Consider the following 17716-nt stretch of genomic DNA (forward strand, 5'->3'; position numbering starts at 1 on the left):
GCGTGGCGGAAGGCGCCATGATGGAGACAGTGAGTGTGGTGGAGTGCCGGCGATGCGTGGATAGGGCATCGGGGACATGGTACTCAGGTGAATGCGGTAGGTCCCGTTGCACGGGATTCTCCTCTCAAGTGGTTGGGGCGGCGTAGTTGCGCCGCAGGGGAACGCTTCTTAGGCGCGCCACCATCGCCAGGCCGCACCGGCCTGACCCTGTACCTTGAGATCCTGCTGCATAGCTGTGAGCTTAGCCCACCCCGGGTGACGCCCCCGCCCCGGTCCATCATGCGGACAGGTAAGGGCGGCAGCCAGCTGGCGGCGTCGTCGTACTACCAGAAGTGAGCGAGAGTGCCGCAGCTACCAGGCACGCAATTATTCTTATTGACTTTTCACCCAGCAATTCCCGGGATTTTTCGCGACGTTTCGCAGATTTGCCCTAGTGCTTTATGCGTGCATCGGTTAACATATTCAGGTCCCGAGTAAAGAAACCCATACCTTACATGCTTTCGTGATTGAAGAAGGACACCATGAAACATTCTGTTAAGTTGGCCGCGATTGCCGCGGCCGGGGCTTTGGCACTCACATCCCTGACCGGCTGCGCCACCGAAAACAAGGGCGCATCCGAATCGCCGGCCACCGACTCCTCAAAGGCCGCGGGCCTGTCGGTGGTGGCAACTACCGGTTACCTCGAAGATGTTATTCGCAATGTCGCTCCCGAGGCTAACGTAACCACCTTGGTCAAGCCCGGCGGTGATCCTCACACCCAGGAACTGACCACCCAGGATACCCAGGCCATCGAAAAGGCCGATCTTGTGGTGTGGACCTCCCACGATATGGAACACAAGATGATGGGCCAGCTCGAGAAGCTCGGCGACCGCCAGATCGCGGCCGCGGAAGCCATCCCGGAAGATAAGCTCCTCCCCTGGGAAGAAGACGGCAAGATCGAAGGCCACGACCCGCACGTGTGGAACTCCCCGGAGAACTGGCAGTATGTGGTGACGGCCACCGCCGCCAAGCTCGGTGAGATCGACGCCGCGAACGCGGACCTCTACAAGGCCAACGCGGAAGAATACAACAAGAAGATCGCCAAGGCCGCCGATGAAGCCAAGGCCAAGTTCGATAAGATCCCGAAGGAAAACCGCGTGCTCATCACCGGGCATGACGCCTTCAACTACCTGGGCGCTTCTTTCGGTATTGAAATCCACGCCACCGATTTCGTTTCCTCCGAATCGGAAATGTCCGCGGTGGAGCTCAACGAGCTCGCCACCCTCATTGCCGAGCGCAAGGTTCCGGTGATCTTCCAGGACAACCTCAAGAACCCCGAAGTCATTAAGCACCTCCAGGACGCGGTGCGCGAAAAGGGTTGGCATGTTGAGGTCTCCGATAACGAGCTCTTCGCCGATACCCTCAGCTCCGAAGCTCCCACGAATACCTACCTGGGCGCTTTCAGCTACAACGTTGATTCCATCGTCAGCGCGCTTTCGCAGAAATAGGTGATATCTATGGGATCCGCTACCACGCTGGCCTGTCAGATTGACCACCTGAGCGTCGCCTACCAGGATACGATCGCGGTGAGCGATGTTTCGCTCCGCGTCAGTCCAGGCCAGGTGGTGGCGCTTCTCGGCCCGAACGGCGCGGGGAAATCCACCGTCATGAAGGCGGCCCTGCGCCTTGTTCCGGCCCTCGCCGGGGAGGTCACCTTCTTCGGCGAACCACTCCCCCGGGTGCGTTCGCGTATTGCTTACGTGCCGCAAACCGCCACCGTGGATTGGGATTTCCCGACCACGGTGGGCGACGTCGTGCTCATGGGTACGTACGCCCAGCTGGGCTGGCTGCGCCGCCCGGGCGTGCGCCAGCGCGAAGCCGCCGCCGCGGCCATGGAGCGCCTGGGAATTTCCAATCTTGCCCACCGCCATATCAACGAGCTGTCCGGCGGCCAGCAGCAGCGCACCTTCGTGGCGCGCGCCCTGGCCCAGCACGCCGAGCTCTACCTCATGGACGAACCTTTCGCGGGTATCGATATCACCTCCCAGCAGGCGATTATGACGCTGCTGCGCGAACTGGTTGATGAGGGGAAAACCGTGATGATCGTGCATCACGATCTGCAGACGGTCCCCGATTTCTGCGATAGCGTGGTGCTGCTCTCTAGCGGCAAACTGGTGGCGAGCGGAAGCGTGGAGGAGGCTTTCACCGCGGAGAATATCGCGCGGGCGTACGGCCTTTCCATCGCCCTCGAACGCAAGTGAGGGCGCGGCGCAATGATTGATTTTATTTCCCCGCTGGAATTGTGGGGAACCTATATTTTCCGCACCATGCTCATCGGCACCACCCTCATCGGGGTGTTTTCCGGAATCGCTGGTTGCCTGCTCTACCTGCGCCGCCAGTCCCTGGTTTCCGACGTTATCGGGCACAGCTCCATCCTCGGTGTGGTTGCCGCCTTCACGGTGGCCACCCTGCTGGGCATGGATGGGCGCTCGATGGTGGTCCTAGTGCTCGGGGCAAGCGCGGCGGCGATGTGCGCCGTCGTTCTCACCAATATCATCGTGGCGCATTCGAAAGTGAAGGCGGATGCCGCCATGGCCATCTGCCTTTCGCTGTTTTACGGGGGCGGGATGGTGTGCCTGCGGCTGCTCACCCATTCTCACCTGCCCAATCGCGGCGGGATCGACAGCTACATGTTCGGCAATGCGGCGAATGTGCGCGCCGGGGACCTGGTGACCATCGCGGTATTCGGGCTGCTCACCGTTGCGGTGATTCTCGCTTTCTTCAAAGAAATCAAATTGGTGACTTTCGATCCGGTCACGGCGCAATTGCAGGGTTTCAGCCCGCGCGTGCTCACGCCGCTCATGCTGGTGCTCGTCACCATCGCTATCGTGATTGGAATCAAGGGCGTGGGGCTTATTCTCATGGTCGCTTTTGCGATTATGCCGGCCGCGGCCGCGCGCCAGTGGACGCACCGCATGTCCTCGATGATGGTGCTGGCCGGGATTTTCGGTGGGGTTGCGGGCGCGGCGGGCGCGTATCTGTCCGTCTGCCTGGGCAAGGTTCCCACCGGCCCGATCGTGGTGCTCCACCTCTTTGTTATTTTCGCGTTCTCGCTGCTGGCCGCGCCGCGCCGCTCGATTGTGGTGGTGGCCCTGCGCCAGCGCCGCTTGCGCGGTGATCTTGCCACCCGGGCGCTGGCTGCTTCGGAGAGGAGTGGGCAATGAGTTTCATTGTGGCGGTTATGTTGCTCGCGGTGGTGACCGCGGTGACCTGCGCGCTTCCGGGGGTGTTCCTGGTGTTGCGCGGGCAGTCCATGCTGGTGGACGCGATGTCGCACGCGGTGCTCCCCGGGATTGTGGTGGGCACGATTCTGTCTGGTTCCACGCATTCCCCGATCATGGTGGTGTGCGCGGCACTCATGGGTTTGGTGGTGGTGCTGGGTGCCCAGCAGCTGGATCGCACCCGGTTGCTCACCGGGGATGCCAGCCAGGGCGTGATTTTCCCGGTGCTTTTCGCCCTGGGTATTTTGCTGCTCTCAACCACCCTTTCTCATATCCATATTTGCCAGGACACCGTGCTCACCGGGGATCTCAATCTCATGGCTTTGAGCCCGGAACATATCATCATCGGCGGTTACGATATTGGCCCACGCACCATGTGGCAGCTGCTCGCGGTGTGCGCGCTCAACGCGATTTTCATCGCGGTGTTTTTCCGGGTTCTCAAAACCGATACTTTCGACGGTGATTTCGCGGCGACTATCGGCTTCCCGGTACGGGCGGTGGAGCTGGGGCTCATGATGCTGGTCTCCCTGACCGTGGTGGCGGCTTTCAATGCCGCGGGCGCGATCCTGGTTATTGCCCTCATGGTGGTTCCGGCGGCCACGGCGATTCTTTTCGCCCGCTCGCTGCGCCACCTCCTGGTTCTCACTCTCCTGATTGCGGTGGCCGAGGCGCTCCTCGGCTTCGTGCTGGCCCTGTATCTGGATTTGGCGACCTCGGCGATGATGGCTTTCACCGACGGGGTGGTGTTCCTGAGCGCGCTGGCCTGGTACAAGCTGAGCGGGCGCGCGGCGGCACGTAGCCACCGGCGCACCCTGAGCGTGCCGGCCGCTGCCGCGGGCGCGGCCGCGAGTTCTGCCGTGGCTAACGGCGCGGCGGAAGGCGCCGGGGCTACGTGCAAGGCCGGTGCTGCCCGCACTGCCGGATAAGCGCGGCTACTTCTCCACTTTCGTCAGCGGAGCGAAGCGCAGCATCAAGCGTTTCGTAACCGAGCCGAAAGCAACCTTCGCGGTGGTGGACTTTCCTCGGCCTTCGAAGCCGAGGATGGTCCCCCGCCCGAAGGAGCGGTGCTCCACGGTGTCACCCACCGCGAAGCCCTTGGTATCCGCGGCCGCGTCGGCCGCGCCCGCCGCGCTAGGTGCGCCCGCTGCGCCTGAGGTGCCTCGGGTGCCGCTCGAACCGCCAACCGCGGAGCCACCCGAACCGTCGGCAGCAGGATGCGCACTACCGGCGGAATCCGCCCGGGAGGCCGAGCCCGCCGTGGCGGGCACCCCGAGTTTCCCGGGTTTGAATGTACCTGAGCCGATGACAGGCCCGGCGTCGTCGTCAAAGAAAGAAGGCGCGCGCCGCTCACGGCGCCCCCACCCGTAACCGGAACCAATGCCGGAACCAATACCACCACCGCGCACCAGATCCTGGGAGGATTGTTCCCGGCGCCAGTTAATAAGTTCGGGCGGGATTTCTTCAATGAAACGCGAGGGCGGGAATTCCTGGGGCGCCCCCCACGAGGAGCGCGCTGCCGCGCGCGAAATATAGAGGCGTTCGCGCGCGCGGGTGAAAGCCACGTAAGCGAGGCGGCGTTCTTCGGCGAGTTCGCGCCGATCATCCAGGGAACGCATATGCGGGAAAGTGCCGTCTTCCAGGCCGGTCACGAAAACAACCGGGAATTCCAGACCTTTGGCAGTGTGAACCGTCATGAGAGTGGTTTCCCCTTCGGATTCGCTCCCCTCGGGAAGCCGATCCGTATCCGAGACGAGCGAAATCTGATCGAGCCACTCCCCCAGCCCGGCATCCGGATTCTGGGCGGAGAACTCTACCGCCACCGCGTGTAATTCGGCCAGGTTTTCCACCCGGCTGAGATCCTGCGGGTCTTTGGATTCTTGCAGCACGGCCAGGTACCCGGATTCATCCATGAGGTAATCGAGGATATCCGCGGGTTTGCCGCCCGCGGCGGCATCCTGACGCGCCGTTTCGAGGATGCGAGCCAGATCGGCGACGGCGCTGCGGGCCCGAGCCGTCAACCCCGCAACTTCGCCGCGCTCCGGGCAGGGGGTAGCCACATCGGCCACCGCGGCACCGAAGGAAATATTCCAGCGTTGGGCGTGGGTGGCCAGGTGGCCCTGCGCGGTATCCCCCACCCCGCGTTTTGGTTCATTAATGATGCGGCGCAGCGAGACGGTATCATCCGGATTGGCCACCGCGTGCAGGTACGCGAGGGCATCCTTGATTTCTTTGCGCTCATAGAAGCGGGTGCCGCCGATGACCCGGTAGGGAATCCCGGAGCGCACGAACATTTCTTCCAGGGCCCGCGCCTGGGAATTGGTGCGGTAAAACACCGCCACATCGCCGTAACGCACCCCGCTACTATCCCGGAGCCGGTCAATTTCCGTGACGACGAAATGGGCTTCGTCGCTTTCCGAATCAGCCACGTAGCCGGTGATCTTTTCCCCGCTCCCCGAATCCGTCCACAGCTTTTTCGGCCGGCGCCCTTCATTATGGGAAATGACGGCATTGGCGGCAGAGAGAATATTCTGGGTGGAGCGATAGTTTTGCTCGAGGACCACGCTGGTGGCATCCGCGAAGTCCTTCTCAAAATCCTCAATATTGCGGATGGTGGCCCCGCGGAAGGCGTAAATGGACTGATCGGCATCGCCCACCACGGTGAGCGCGGAGCCTTCCGGGCCCTGCCCGGCCAGGGTGCGTACCAGGACGTACTGGGCGTGGTTGGTGTCCTGATATTCGTCCACCAGAATGTGGCGGAAGCGGGTGCGGTAGCGCTCAGCTATATCCGGGTGGGAGGTGAGCACCTCCACCGTGCGCATAATAAGATCATCGAAATCCAGCGCATTGGCGCGCTCGAGGCGATCCTGGTAGGCGGCATAGGCCTGGGCCAGCACCTGGCCGTCCCTATCGGTTGCGGCCGCGGCCTGCGCGGCTGGGGTGACCAGTTCATCCTTGAGATTGGAGACCTGGCGGCTGAGCATTTTGGGCGGGTAGGCCCGAATATCGATGTTTTCTTCCCGGCACACCATGGTCATGAGGCGCTGGGAATCCGCGGCATCGTAAATGGTGAAGGTGGAACGCATCCCGAGCGCGCGGTGTTCGGCCCGCAGAATCCGCACGCAGGCAGAATGGAAGGTGGAGATCCACATGCCGCGGGCCAGGCCGCCGAGCATCCCTTCCAGGCGTTCGCGCATTTCCCGCGCCGCCTTATTGGTGAAAGTGATGGCGAGGATATTGGCCGGGTGAGCCTGCCCGGTGGCGATGAGGTAGGCGATGCGCGAGGTGAGCACCCGGGTTTTACCCGAGCCGGCCCCGGCGACCACGAGCAGCGGGCCACCGCTGTGAATCACGGCTTCCCGCTGGGCGCTATTGAGGCCGGTGAGAATACGCGCCGCCGCGCCCGAGACCTCCGCCGCGCCCGAAACCTCCGGCATGCTCGCAGCCGCCGCCCCGCCCTGACCTGTAGGCACACTTTCAGCGGCCTGAGCCGGCGCGGGCACACCCGGGCGCCGCCCCACGGTAGCCCCGGCTTGCTGGGCGGCCGCCACGCGTTCCCGCAGCCGCGCGATTGTTGCTTTGTACGATTCCTCCATAGCCCTTCTAGGGTACGACACCACCCCGACACAAAAAACGCCCCCGAGCTTCGCGTTGCTCTCACTCCGGGCACCGGCCGAAGGCATGCGGCACCTACCTGCCCGGCCGGCCCCGCGCCAGCTAAGCTGCGCCGTCGTACCACCTAAGCTGCGGCGTCGTACCTATCGCGCCGGATGGACCCGCACCGCATGCTCGTTCGTGAAGGCGCGCAAGCCCCAGGCACCCTCCTCGCGACCGTAACCGGAACGATTAATCCCACCAAAAGGCCAGGTGGGCGCCGATTCACGGTGCTTATTGATAATGGTCATACCGGCCGCGAGCCGCGCCGCGAAACGCTGCGCCTTCTCCAGATCCTGGCTCCACACCGAGGACTGCAAACCATAAGCGGTGCTATTGGCCAGCTTGAGGGCTGCTTCCTCATCCGCCGCCCGGTAGAGCGCCACCACCGGCCCGAATAATTCGTTGCGAGCGATATCGTGGTCCGCGGGAATATCGGTGAGCAAGGCCGGGGTCATAAAAGCGCCCGGCCGGTCAATTTTGTGACCTCCGTAATGGCGGTGCGCTCCAGCGGCGACGGCGCTCGCCACCCGCCGCACCACCTCGTCCCTGGCGGCAATCGAGGACAGCGGCCCCATATCCGTGGCCGGGTCATCATAGGGACCCACCACGATGCTCGCGATCTCCGCGCGGGCCGCCGCGAGGAATTCCTCGAAAACGCTATCCAGCACGATAATGCGCTTATTCGAGGTGCAGACCTGCCCGGCGTTGAACACGCGCGTGCGCACCGCCGCGCGGGCCACCGCCGTGATATCGGAGGCGCCTAGCACCACCATGGCATCATTGCCGCCCAGCTCCAGGAGGGAACGTTTCGTGTACTTCCCGGCCAGCTGCGCAACCGAGGATCCCGCCCGCTCCGAGCCGGTCAGCGATACTCCTTTGACGCGCGGGTCCGCCAGGACTTTCTCCGTATCCGCAATATCCAGGTAGATATTCTGGTACACCCCATCGGGCAGGCCGGCCTCGCGCAGCAGCGCCTCGAACGCGGCCGAGGAACGCGGGCAGATCTCCGCTTGTTTCATGAGAATCGTATTGCCGACCATGAGTTGGGGCAGCACGAAGCGGGCGATCTGGGAATAGGGGAAGTTCCAGGGCATGATGCCCAGCAGCACGCCCAGCGGCTGGTGGAGCACGTAGGTGGGGATGCCATCGCCGGCATCCAGCGTGGTGGGTTCCAGGTAGCGCGGGGCGTTATCGGCGAACCAGTGGGCGTGCTGGCTGACGGTGGCGAGCTCGGCGGCGCCATCGCGCAGCGGTTTGCCCATTTCCCGCCCGATAATATCGGCGAGCTCAGCCGAGCGTTCCGTGATGAGCTCCCCGAAGCGGTGCAGGACAGCGGCGCGGGTGGCCATCGGGGTATCCCGCCAGCTGGTGAAGACATCCCAGGAAGCGCTGATCACGCCGGGGATCGCGGCGGCGGGCAGGGAGGGGAAGCGTTCTTCCACCTCGCCGGTATTGGGGTTATGCACGCGGTAGTGAGTCATGAGTCTAGCCTACTGTGTTGCGGCCCACTGTGCCGGGCGAACCCGGCTATCATGGGGACATTAGTCCTAAATTGAGAAAGGAGTGGTGAACGTGGGAGATTTCTTCACCGGGGAAAGCGCCCCGGGAATGATTGATTGGGATTCTTCGTGACCGGCCTGATCCAGACGCTCACCGGCCTGCACATGTCCCTCACCTGGCCGCTGGCCGCCGGCGGCTTCCCCTTCGACAATATTATCTTCGGGGAAACCTGCCTCGGCTTCGGCGTGCTCCTGCTGGCGGCGAGTTTCATCCTGTGGAAGCGCGGGGATCGCATCCTCGCATCCAGCTCGCCCTTCCACACTTTCGCGCGGATCGCCCGCCCGGTCTCCATTTTCGCGTTGGCAATGGGCTTGGCGCTGCTGGCGATTATGTGCGCCGGGATGGTCTATCAGTTCTTCGCAGCCCCTCCCCAGGAACCGATTTCCGGGTCCTTCGCGGCCTACCCCTGGCTGGAGTCGATTGCTCTCTCCGCGGTCTTTGGCCTGGCCGGTGTGGGTGCGATTCTTTTCTTCGCCGCGGTGCGCCCGGACGCCCGCGGGCAGGTGCGCGGCGGCGTGGTCAGCGCCGCCTACTGGTGCCTGGTCATCAGCGGGGTCATCTTCATGCTCTTCGGTGCCATGAACTTCTATACCCATATCGGGCTCGTGGTCAATACCATGTAGCGCCGCCACGCCGGCGCGCGGCCCGGTGAAGCTGCGGCCGCCCGCGGTGGCCGCAGCGGCGTCGTCGTACTTCACGTTTGTGGTACGACGACGCAACACCGTTCCATCAGCACACCACGCAAGCACGCACACAAAAGGGCCGCATCCCTTTCGGGACGCGGCCCTTGGCGTCATCCGTAGCGTTTAGAAAGCCGGGGTGTTCAGCCCCAAGCGCCGGAAGTGCTCCCGCGCTTCTTCCACGGCTTGTGGTGACGGCGGTACGACGTCTTCCAGTTGGTAGTCATAGCCAAGTGAATGCCACTTGTCTCGCCCCATCTGGTGGAACGGCAGAACCTCAACGCGGCTCACCGCGTTCTTCCACCGTGCAACGATCTTCGCAACGTTCTCCACGTTCTCCGGATCGTCTGTCAGCCCGGGCACGAGTACGAAACGTACCCAGATTTCCTTGCCCGCGGCAGCCAATCGATCACCAAAATCAATGGTCGGTTGCAGTTCGCGGCCGGTCGTGCGCTTATATACTTCCTCGGATCCCGATTTCACGTCGAGCAACACCATGTCGATGTAATTCATCATTTCGTCGTCGACGTTACGGCCGAGATAACCGGAGGTATCGATACACGTATGGATTCCCATTTCTTTGGCGCCGCGAAGCACGGTCTTGAGGAAGGCGGGCTGCATTAAGCATTCGCCACCCGAGATCGTGATTCCGCCGCCCGTCGCCTTGAACATGCGACGGTAGCGCTTCCAGCGCCGCAGCAATTCATCGGAATCCACCGGCTGACCGTCCTTCATAATGAAGGTGTCAGGGTTATGACAGTACAGGCACCGCAGGGGGCACCCTGCCATGAAGACTGTCATTCGGGTCCCGGGCCCGTCCACCGCGGTCACAAGTTCCCACGAGTGGACGGAACCGAGGGTTCCCTCGCGCATCTTGCGAAGCCGTTCTTTGCGTTCGATGTCGTCGAGGACATCGATGCCTCCCAGACCGGCCCCCTGCAACCGACCGGTCGGCGCTTCGAAATCTTGAAGGCCGACCGGTGCTAGTCGCAACTCAGCAGACAATGGTTATGCCGAGTGATGGAAGGTACGCGACAGAACGTCGAGCTGCTGTTCGCGGGTCAGCTTCACGAAGTTCACGGCGTAGCCGGAAACGCGAACGGTCAGGTTCGGGTACTTCTCGGGGTGATCAATCGCGTCCTCGAGGGTGGAGCGATCCAGCACGTTGATATTGGCGTGGTACAGACCCTGCACCCCACCGTTATCTTCGCGAGCAGCCTTCATCGACTCGAGACGCTCTTCGTAGGTCTTAGCCATTTTTTACCTTCTTTTCTTTGTTGGGGGTTGAATCTTAGAGTTTTAGTCTTCTTCAGCCATGAAGCCGGCGTCCATAATTCCGACCAGGTTCTTGACCTGCTCTTCCTTATTGCGGCCGAGGCCAGCCGGCGTAATGGTATTCGTCAAGGAAATACCATCGAGGGCATCCTTGTAATCCAGCTTACCAACGGACATCATGGACGCCACCATACCGTGGGTATCCATGCCGTTCTCCGGGTTCGCGCCCGGGGAGAACGGGGTGCCGGCCTTGTGGCCGGACGGGAAGGAACCCGTGGCCTTGCCGTACACCACGTTGGAGGTAATGGTCAGCACCGACTGGGTCGGGATGGCGTCGCGGTACATCGGGATCGCCTTGATCTTCGACATGATGGTGTGAACCACGGTTGCCGCGATGTCATCAGCGCGGTCATCATCATTACCGTAGATCGGGAAGGTGCCTTCCGTCTTGTAATCGACAACGAGGCCGGTCTCATCGCGAACCGGGTAGACCTTCGCGTACTTGATCGCGGAAAGCGAGTCCGCCACGATGGACAGGCCGGCAATACCGCAACCCATGGTACGGATGATCTCCGAATCGTGGAGAGCCATCTCCACCGCTTCGTAAGCGTAGCGGTCATGGCAGTAGTGGATGATATTGAGAGCTTCAACGTAGGTGCCAACTACCCAGTCAAGCATCTCTTCGTACTTCTGCCAGACTTCGTCGAAGTCGAGCGGGCCATCGCCTTCGAGCGGGGTGAACAGACCCGGTTCGGTCACCTGCTTGCCGGTCATCTCATCGCGGCCGCCGTTGATGGCGTAGAGCAGGGCCTTAGCGGAGTTCACACGAGCCCCGAAGAATTGCATCTGCTTGCCCACCCGCATCGGGGAGACGCAGCACGCGATGGCGGCGTCGTCGCCCCACTGGTTACGAATCTGTTCGTCAGATTCGTACTGGATGGACGAGGTTTCGATGGAAATGGCCGCGCAGAATTCCTTGTAGCCTTCCGGAAGCGCCGGATCCCAGAAAATGGTGATATTCGGTTCCGGAGCCGGACCCAGGTTACGCAGGGTCTGGAGCAGGCGGAAGGAGGTCTTGGTGACGAGGGTACGCCCGTCATCACCGAAGCCGGCATCCGACCAGGTGGCCCAGTAAGGATCACCGGAGAAGATCTGATCGTAATCGATGGTGCGCAGGAAGCGGACGATACGCAGCTTCATGACGAGGTTGTCAATCATTTCCTGCGCGTCGGTTTCCGTAATGGTTCCGGCGGCCAGATCGCGCTCGAAGTAAATATCGAGGAAGGCGGAGAGGCGGCCAATGGACATGGCCGCGCCGTCCTGGCTCTTCACGGAAGCGAGGTAGCCGAAGTACAGCCACTGCACGGCTTCGCGCGAATTCTTCGCCGGGCCGGAAATATCGAAGCCGTAGATCTCACCGAGGGTCTTGAGCTTCTTCAGAGCCTTGATCTGCTCGGCGTGTTCCTCACGGAAACGAGCCCAGTGCTCGGAGAAGGGCTGATCGGCCACGGAATCCTTCATGGCCTGCTTCTCTTCGATGAGCTTATCCACACCGTAGAGGGCCACGCGGCGGTAGTCACCAATAATGCGGCCACGGCCGTAAGCATCCGGAAGACCGGTAATAATGTGCGAGGAACGGGCCGCGCGAATACGCGGGGTGTAAATATCGAAGACCGCGTCATTGTGGGTCTTGCGGTAGCGGGTGAAGATCTTCTTGATCTCCGGGTTGACTTCCTTGCCCGCTTCCTTGATGGCGGTTTCCACCATGCGCCAGCCGCCATTGGGCATCATCGCGCGCTTGAGCGGAACATCCGTCTGCAGGCCGACGACGACGTCGTCGTCTTCGGAAATGTAGCCGGCGGGGAAAGCGTCAATATCGGCCGGGGTGTCGGTGTCGACGTCGTACACGCGACGGCGGCGCTCCTCGGAGAGGTAATTTTCCTCAAGAGACTCCCACAGCCGGGTGGTCTTCTCCGTCGGGCCGGCCAGGAACGAAGCATCCCCTTCGTAGGGGGTGTAGTTCTTCTGGATGAAGTCACGAACGTCAATGGCTTCATTCCAGATGCCGGACGTGAAACCCGCCCAGGCTTCCTCTGTTGGGGTATCGGTAGCAGTGCGCTCCATGTGCGTCTAACTCTCCTTGTGTCGTGTCAGTACCCGTTATTATCCAAGCATAAAGCAATTTGCAAGCGGAACGGATGTTCCGTAAGAAATTGCCGCACGCTTGCGTCCGCACCGTATCCACGCCTTCGCGTGAATCGCTACGGCACCGAGGTAACAAGTCCTGATTCTTTTACCTGTTGTCCGTATCAATCGGTCAGGCACAAGCGACTCTCGATTGTATTGTCCGGCACGGGCGGCGGGCGTATATCACTCGCTGTCCGCGCCTACATTTATCCTAACGCGCTTGCGTGAAAAAACATTCCCAGACACGTGAGATGAGCGGCGCACATTCCCGCGACGCCCCCGGCGGGCGCGCCGATACGCGACTTCACGTCGCCACCCCTCTCACATGTGTGAGGAATCACTTTTTAACTGCGAATGTTACTCCCATTCAATTGTTGCCGGCGGCTTGGAGGTCACGTCCAGAACCACGCGATTAACTTCCGCCACGGAGTTCGTGATGCGGTTGGAGATATGGGCGAGCACATCGTAGGGAACCCGGGCCCAATCGGCCGTCATCGCATCTTCGGAGGAAACCGGGCGCAGCACGATGGGATGCCCGTAAGTGCGGTGGTCACCCTGCACGCCCACGGAATGCACCTCGGCGAGCAGCACCACCGGGCACTGCCAAATCTCAGCATCCAGCCCGGCCGCGGTGAGTTCTTCGCGGGCGATGGCATCGGCTTCGCGCAGGATACGCAGGTTATCTTCAGTGACTTCACCGATCACGCGGATCGCCAGGCCCGGCCCCGGGAAGGGCTGGCGGGCCACGATTTTCTCCGGCACGCCCAGTTCGCGCCCGATGGCACGCACCTCATCCTTGAAGAGGCTACGCAGGGGCTCGATGAGTTCGAAATTCATATCTTCGGGTAGGCCGCCCACATTATGGTGGCTCTTAATATTGGAGGCGCCTTCTCCCCCACCGGATTCCACCACGTCCGGGTAGAGGGTTCCCTGGACAAGGAATTTCACATCTTCCCCGCCGCCGAGCTTATCTACCAGCTGACGCTGCGCGCTTTCGAAGGAGCGGATAAATTCGCGCCCGATAATCTTGCGCTTTGTTTCCGGATCGCGCACGCCGGCCAGCGCGGAGAGGAAGCGCTGGGATTCATCAATGGTGAAGATGCGAATGCCGGTGCTTTCCGCGTAATCGCGTTCTACCTGCTCGCGTTCGCCGGCGCGCAGCAGCCCGTGGTCAATAAAGAAGCAGGTGAGCTGGTCACCAATCGCTTTGTGCACGAGCGCCGCGGCAACCGAGGAATCCACCCCGCCCGAGAGCGCGCAGATCACCTGCGCGGAGCCGACCCGCTCGCGAATCTGAGCCACCTGCTCATCAATGATGGAGGACGGAGTCCAGTTCGGGCTAATTCCCGAGCCTTCGTAGAGGAAGTTTTCCAGAGCGGCCTGGCCGCGCTGGGAGTGGAGCACTTCCGGGTGCCATTGCACGCCGAAGAGCCGGCGCTTGCGATCTTCAAAAGCGGCCACCGGGGTTTCATCGGTGGCGGCCGTGACGGTAAAGCCTTCCGGGGCTTCGCTCACGGCATCCCCGTGGCTCATCCACACGATTTGCTTATCTTCCAGGCCGGCGAAGAGGCAGGAATCGCCGGCGGTGCGGGCTTCGGTGCGCCCGTATTCGCGGGTGCCGGTACGCCCCACGCGCCCGCCCAGGGCCTGGGCCATCGCTTGGAAGCCGTAGCAGATACCGAGGATAGGCACCCCGGCCTCAAAAATGTCCTTATCGATTGCGGGCGCACCTTCCGCGTACACGGATGCCGGGCCGCCGGAAAGGATAATGGCCGCGGGCTTTTTCGCCAGCATATCCGCGGCGGACATGGTGTGCGGAACAATTTCTGAATAAACGTGTGCTTCACGAACGCGCCGCGCGATGAGCTGAGCGTACTGCGCACCAAAATCGACAACAAGAACCGGGGAATTATCGCTGGTATTCACGCTGTTCATTCTAGTGATTAAAACGCGCCGGCGCCTACTGGGAGCCGGCCCGCACCCGGAAGGGTTCTAGGACCTTCGTCACCGGATAGGAACGACGACGCCCACCCGCCCGCGTGGACCTGAGCTGGGCATGCACATCAGCTCGCAAGATGTGAGATTATTTGAAGGGATATCCCGGCGTGGATACGCCTATTTTTTCAAGGGTCCTCACGGGCCGGAAGGATAAGAAAGTGACCTACAGCGTATATTTCACCGCGGTAGAAGGTAATGCGGGCACCCAGGCGGTGGCCAGCGCCTACGTTGATGTACTCACCTCTACTTACAAGAACGTCGGGGTGTTCCGGGCGTTCACCAACGGAAATATCGAAAATGACTCCGCCTTCCTTCAGCTGCTCGACCAGGTTGGCCGCGGCGAGGATCGCGATATTGCTTGGGGTTCGAGCCGGCAGGCCTACGTGGCTGACGAAGAAGAAGCCATGACCCAGCTGGTGAATCGCTACACCGATTACGCCCAGAATTTCGATGCGGTTCTCATTCTCGGCATTCTGGATGGGGATCCCATTAATCCCGGGATGCTTTCGCGTACCGGCCGCACCATCGCCAACCTGGGCACCACCGGCATCGTCGCCGTGTCAGCGGCTCAGCGCAGCGCCGCGCAGGTGGAGGTTGTTGCCCAGCTTTCCGCGAAGGAAATCAAGGATCGGTACGGCACCCTGAGCGCCCTCATTGTTATTGACGCTGATGAGAACGTCCCCACCACCATGCGTGACCTGGGTATTCCTACTATTTATCTACCCGATGGCGAGGCGCGTTCCTTCACCGATAAGGATCGGGCCACCCTCGTTGCCGCGATGGAAGAGGAATCCTCGGTTATTACCCCGCTGTCCTTCCAGGCTTCCCTGGCGGCCCGGGCCCGCAAGGCAAAGAAGCGCATTGTTATGCCGGAGGCCGAAGATGACCGCATTCTGCTGGCCACCGCCCAGATTCTGGCCCGCGATATCGCGGATATTACCCTGGTTGGGGATAAGGATGAGGTTCTCGCCCGCGCCGCTGAGCTTGGCGTGGATGTCTCCGGTGCGGAAATTATTTCGATTGATGATCCGGAGCGGGTGCGCCGCTACGCGGAGAAATTCGCTGAATTGCGCGCCAAGAAGGGCGTGACCTACGAGCAGGCCGTGGAGAAGATGAAGGATCCTTCCTACTACGGCACCATGATGGTCTACATGGGCGATGCCGACGGCATGGTTTCGGGTGCGAACCACACCACCGCAAATACCATCGTTCCCTCCTTCCAGACCATCAAGATGAAGCCCGGCACGAAGACGGTTTCCGGTGCCTTCCTCATGCTCATGGATGATCGCGTCTACGTGTACGCCGATTGCGCGGTCAATACCAATCCCACCCCGGAAGAGCTGGCCGGCATCGCTATTGATTCGGCCCGCACCGCCCAGCAATTCGGTATTGAGCCGCGCGTGGCCATGCTCTCCTACTCTTCGGGTACCTCCGGCAAGGGCCCGGATGTGGATGCGGTGCGCGAAGCCACGGAGCTCGCGAAGAGCCTGGCACCCGAGGGCGTGCTGATTGACGGCCCGCTCCAGTATGACGCTTCGGTGGATGCTGCGGCCGCGAAGAAGAAGCTGCCGAATTCCCCGGTGGCCGGCCGCGCCACGGTTTTCGTTTTCCCGAACTTGAATGCCGGCAATATCGGCTACAAGGCCGTGCAGCGTTCTTCGGGCGCGGTCGCCGTGGGCCCGGTGCTCCAGGGCCTGAATAAGCCGGTGAATGATCTTTCCCGCGGCGCGCTCGTGGAGGATATCGTCAATACCGTGGCGATTACCGCGATCCAGGCGCAGGAATAACCAGCACCAACCGGAAACAACCTGCAATTCGCGGGAATCCGCAGGCATGAGCCGGAACAACCCGTATCCGGCATTACACTGAAGTTATAGGGGTGGGCCTCCACCCGGTCACAGACACAAGGAGATCATTTTGTCCGTTCTCGTAATTAATTCCGGCTCCTCCTCGATCAAGTACAAGGTCGTGGATCCCGAATCGGGTGAGGAACTCGCCTCGGGCCTCGTGGAGCAGATTGGTCTGCCCTCCGGTCACGTCAAGCACGAACACGGCGAGGACGTGCGCGAATGGGAAGGCCCCATTCCCAACCACGAAGTCGGTATGGAGAAGGTGCTCGAGTTCTTCGACGCCGCCGGCCCGTCCCTGCATGATGGCTCCATTCGCGCCGTCGGGCATCGCGTGGTCCAGGGTGGTAAGTACTTCGATGGCCCGGCTCTTATTACCGATGCGGTGCGCCAGAAGATCGAAGAGCTCCAGCCGCTCGGCCCGCTGCACAACCCGCCGGCCCTGGAGGGCATCAAGGTGGCGCAGCGCCTGCTGCCGAATGTCCCGCACGTGGCGGTTTTCGATACCGCGTTCTTCCAGAGCCTTCCGGAAGAAGCGGCACGCTACGGTCTCAACCGCGAGATTGCCGATAAGTATGAGATCCGCCGCTACGGCGCGCACGGCACCTCGCACCAGTATGTTTCCGGTGAGGTAGCGAAGATCCTGGGCCGCGATGATCTCAAGCAGATCGTGCTGCATATCGGTAACGGTGCCTCGGTGTCCGCGGTGGATTCGGGCCGCGCGGTGGAGACTTCCATGGGCCTGACTCCGCTGGAGGGCCTCGTTATGGGTGGGCGCACCGGCGATATTGATCCGGCTGCCGTCTTCCACCTGGCTCGCCAGGCGAAGATGTCCATTGATGAGATAGATAAGCTCTTCAACCGCCAGTCCGGTATGGCCGGTCTGACCGGCTCTTCCGATCTGCGCGATGTGCACGCGATGGTGGAGAAGGGTGATGAGAACGCGAAGGAAGCGGTAGATATTTACGTCCATCGCATCGTCAAGTACATCGGCTCCTACACCGCGATTCTTGGCGGCCTGGATGCCCTGACCTTTACCGCCGGTGTGGGTGAGAATGACGATATCATCCGCAAGGAAGTCCTTGACCGCCTGGCTCCCTTCGGTGTCAAGTACGACGCCGAGAAGAACGCCACGCGCTCGAAGAACGCGCGGGAGATCTCCACGGAGGATTCCACGGTGCATGTGCTCGTGGTCCCCACCAATGAGGAGCTGGCCATCGCCCAGCAGGCTATGACGCTCGTCTAAGCACGCGCC

11 protein-coding genes and 1 pseudogene are annotated in these 17716 nt (G+C 61.7%); 7 read left to right on the forward strand and 5 right to left on the reverse strand.

Annotated features, from left to right (window positions below; all coding sequences use genetic code 11):
- Positions 1-521: 521 nt before the first annotated feature.
- From CYJ17_RS08305 to CYJ17_RS08320, 4 genes are read left to right on the forward strand one after another with little or no spacing between them, the layout of a single operon-like run.
- Complete coding sequence (locus tag CYJ17_RS08305; RefSeq protein WP_087070585.1) at positions 522-1487, forward strand: metal ABC transporter substrate-binding protein; 966 nt, start codon at positions 522-524, stop codon at positions 1485-1487.
- A gap of 9 nt (positions 1488-1496) precedes the next feature.
- A complete protein-coding gene (locus CYJ17_RS08310; RefSeq protein WP_087070584.1) occupies positions 1497-2240 on the forward strand; it encodes a metal ABC transporter ATP-binding protein in 744 nt (247 codons plus the stop codon).
- Between the two features lie 12 nt (positions 2241-2252).
- A complete protein-coding gene (locus CYJ17_RS08315) occupies positions 2253-3203 on the forward strand; it encodes a metal ABC transporter permease (protein ID WP_087070583.1) in 951 nt (316 codons plus the stop codon).
- Positions 3200-4186: a metal ABC transporter permease gene (locus CYJ17_RS08320; RefSeq protein WP_101595398.1), complete on the forward strand. Its 987-nt coding sequence runs from the start codon at positions 3200-3202 to the stop codon at positions 4184-4186. Before CYJ17_RS08315 ends, CYJ17_RS08320 begins: the two co-directional genes overlap by 4 nt.
- A 6-nt stretch (positions 4187-4192) precedes the next feature.
- On the opposite strand, the gene CYJ17_RS08325 is transcribed toward CYJ17_RS08320, so the two are convergent.
- Together CYJ17_RS08325 and CYJ17_RS08330 are read right to left on the reverse strand one after the other, a co-directional pair.
- Positions 4193-6853 carry a UvrD-helicase domain-containing protein gene (locus CYJ17_RS08325; protein ID WP_101595395.1) on the reverse strand — a complete coding sequence of 887 codons (2661 nt, stop codon included), beginning with the start codon at positions 6851-6853 and terminating at the stop codon, positions 4193-4195.
- A gap of 162 nt (positions 6854-7015) precedes the next feature.
- Complete coding sequence (locus CYJ17_RS08330) at positions 7016-8395, reverse strand: aldehyde dehydrogenase family protein (RefSeq protein ID WP_087070582.1); 1380 nt, start codon at positions 8393-8395, stop codon at positions 7016-7018.
- A 147-nt stretch (positions 8396-8542) separates the two neighbouring features.
- Here CYJ17_RS08330 and CYJ17_RS08335 point away from each other — a divergent pair, with 147 nt between their 5' ends.
- A complete protein-coding gene (locus CYJ17_RS08335; protein ID WP_200807176.1) occupies positions 8543-9097 on the forward strand; it encodes a DUF981 family protein in 555 nt (184 codons plus the stop codon).
- A gap of 183 nt (positions 9098-9280) precedes the next feature.
- On the opposite strand, the gene pflA is transcribed toward CYJ17_RS08335, so the two are convergent.
- The 3 genes and pseudogenes from pflA to guaA all read right to left on the reverse strand — a co-directional run bounded on the left by pflA (position 9281) and on the right by guaA (position 14551).
- Positions 9281-10159 (reverse strand): pyruvate formate-lyase-activating protein, encoded by an 879-nt coding sequence (gene pflA / locus CYJ17_RS08340; protein ID WP_087070580.1) that lies wholly within the window; start codon positions 10157-10159, stop codon positions 9281-9283.
- A gap of 3 nt (positions 10160-10162) precedes the next feature.
- Positions 10163-12553: pseudogene (gene pflB / locus CYJ17_RS08350) on the reverse strand (formate C-acetyltransferase).
- Between the two features lie 420 nt (positions 12554-12973).
- Entirely contained in the window at positions 12974-14551 is a 1578-nt protein-coding gene (gene guaA, locus CYJ17_RS08355) for a glutamine-hydrolyzing GMP synthase (protein ID WP_087070578.1), read from the reverse strand.
- Positions 14552-14772: 221 nt separating this feature from the next.
- On the opposite strand from guaA, the gene pta reads away from it, so the two are divergent.
- Positions 14773-16401, forward strand: coding sequence for a phosphate acetyltransferase (gene pta / locus CYJ17_RS08360; protein WP_180948664.1), 1629 nt, complete (start codon positions 14773-14775; stop codon positions 16399-16401).
- Positions 16402-16531: 130 nt separating this feature from the next.
- Complete coding sequence (locus tag CYJ17_RS08365; protein WP_026428236.1) at positions 16532-17707, forward strand: acetate/propionate family kinase; 1176 nt, start codon at positions 16532-16534, stop codon at positions 17705-17707.
- The last annotated feature ends 9 nt before the right edge of the window (positions 17708-17716 follow it).

The organism is Actinotignum timonense (genome assembly GCF_002860685.3).
In the GTDB taxonomy this organism is placed as follows: domain Bacteria; phylum Actinomycetota; class Actinomycetes; order Actinomycetales; family Actinomycetaceae; genus Actinotignum; species Actinotignum timonense.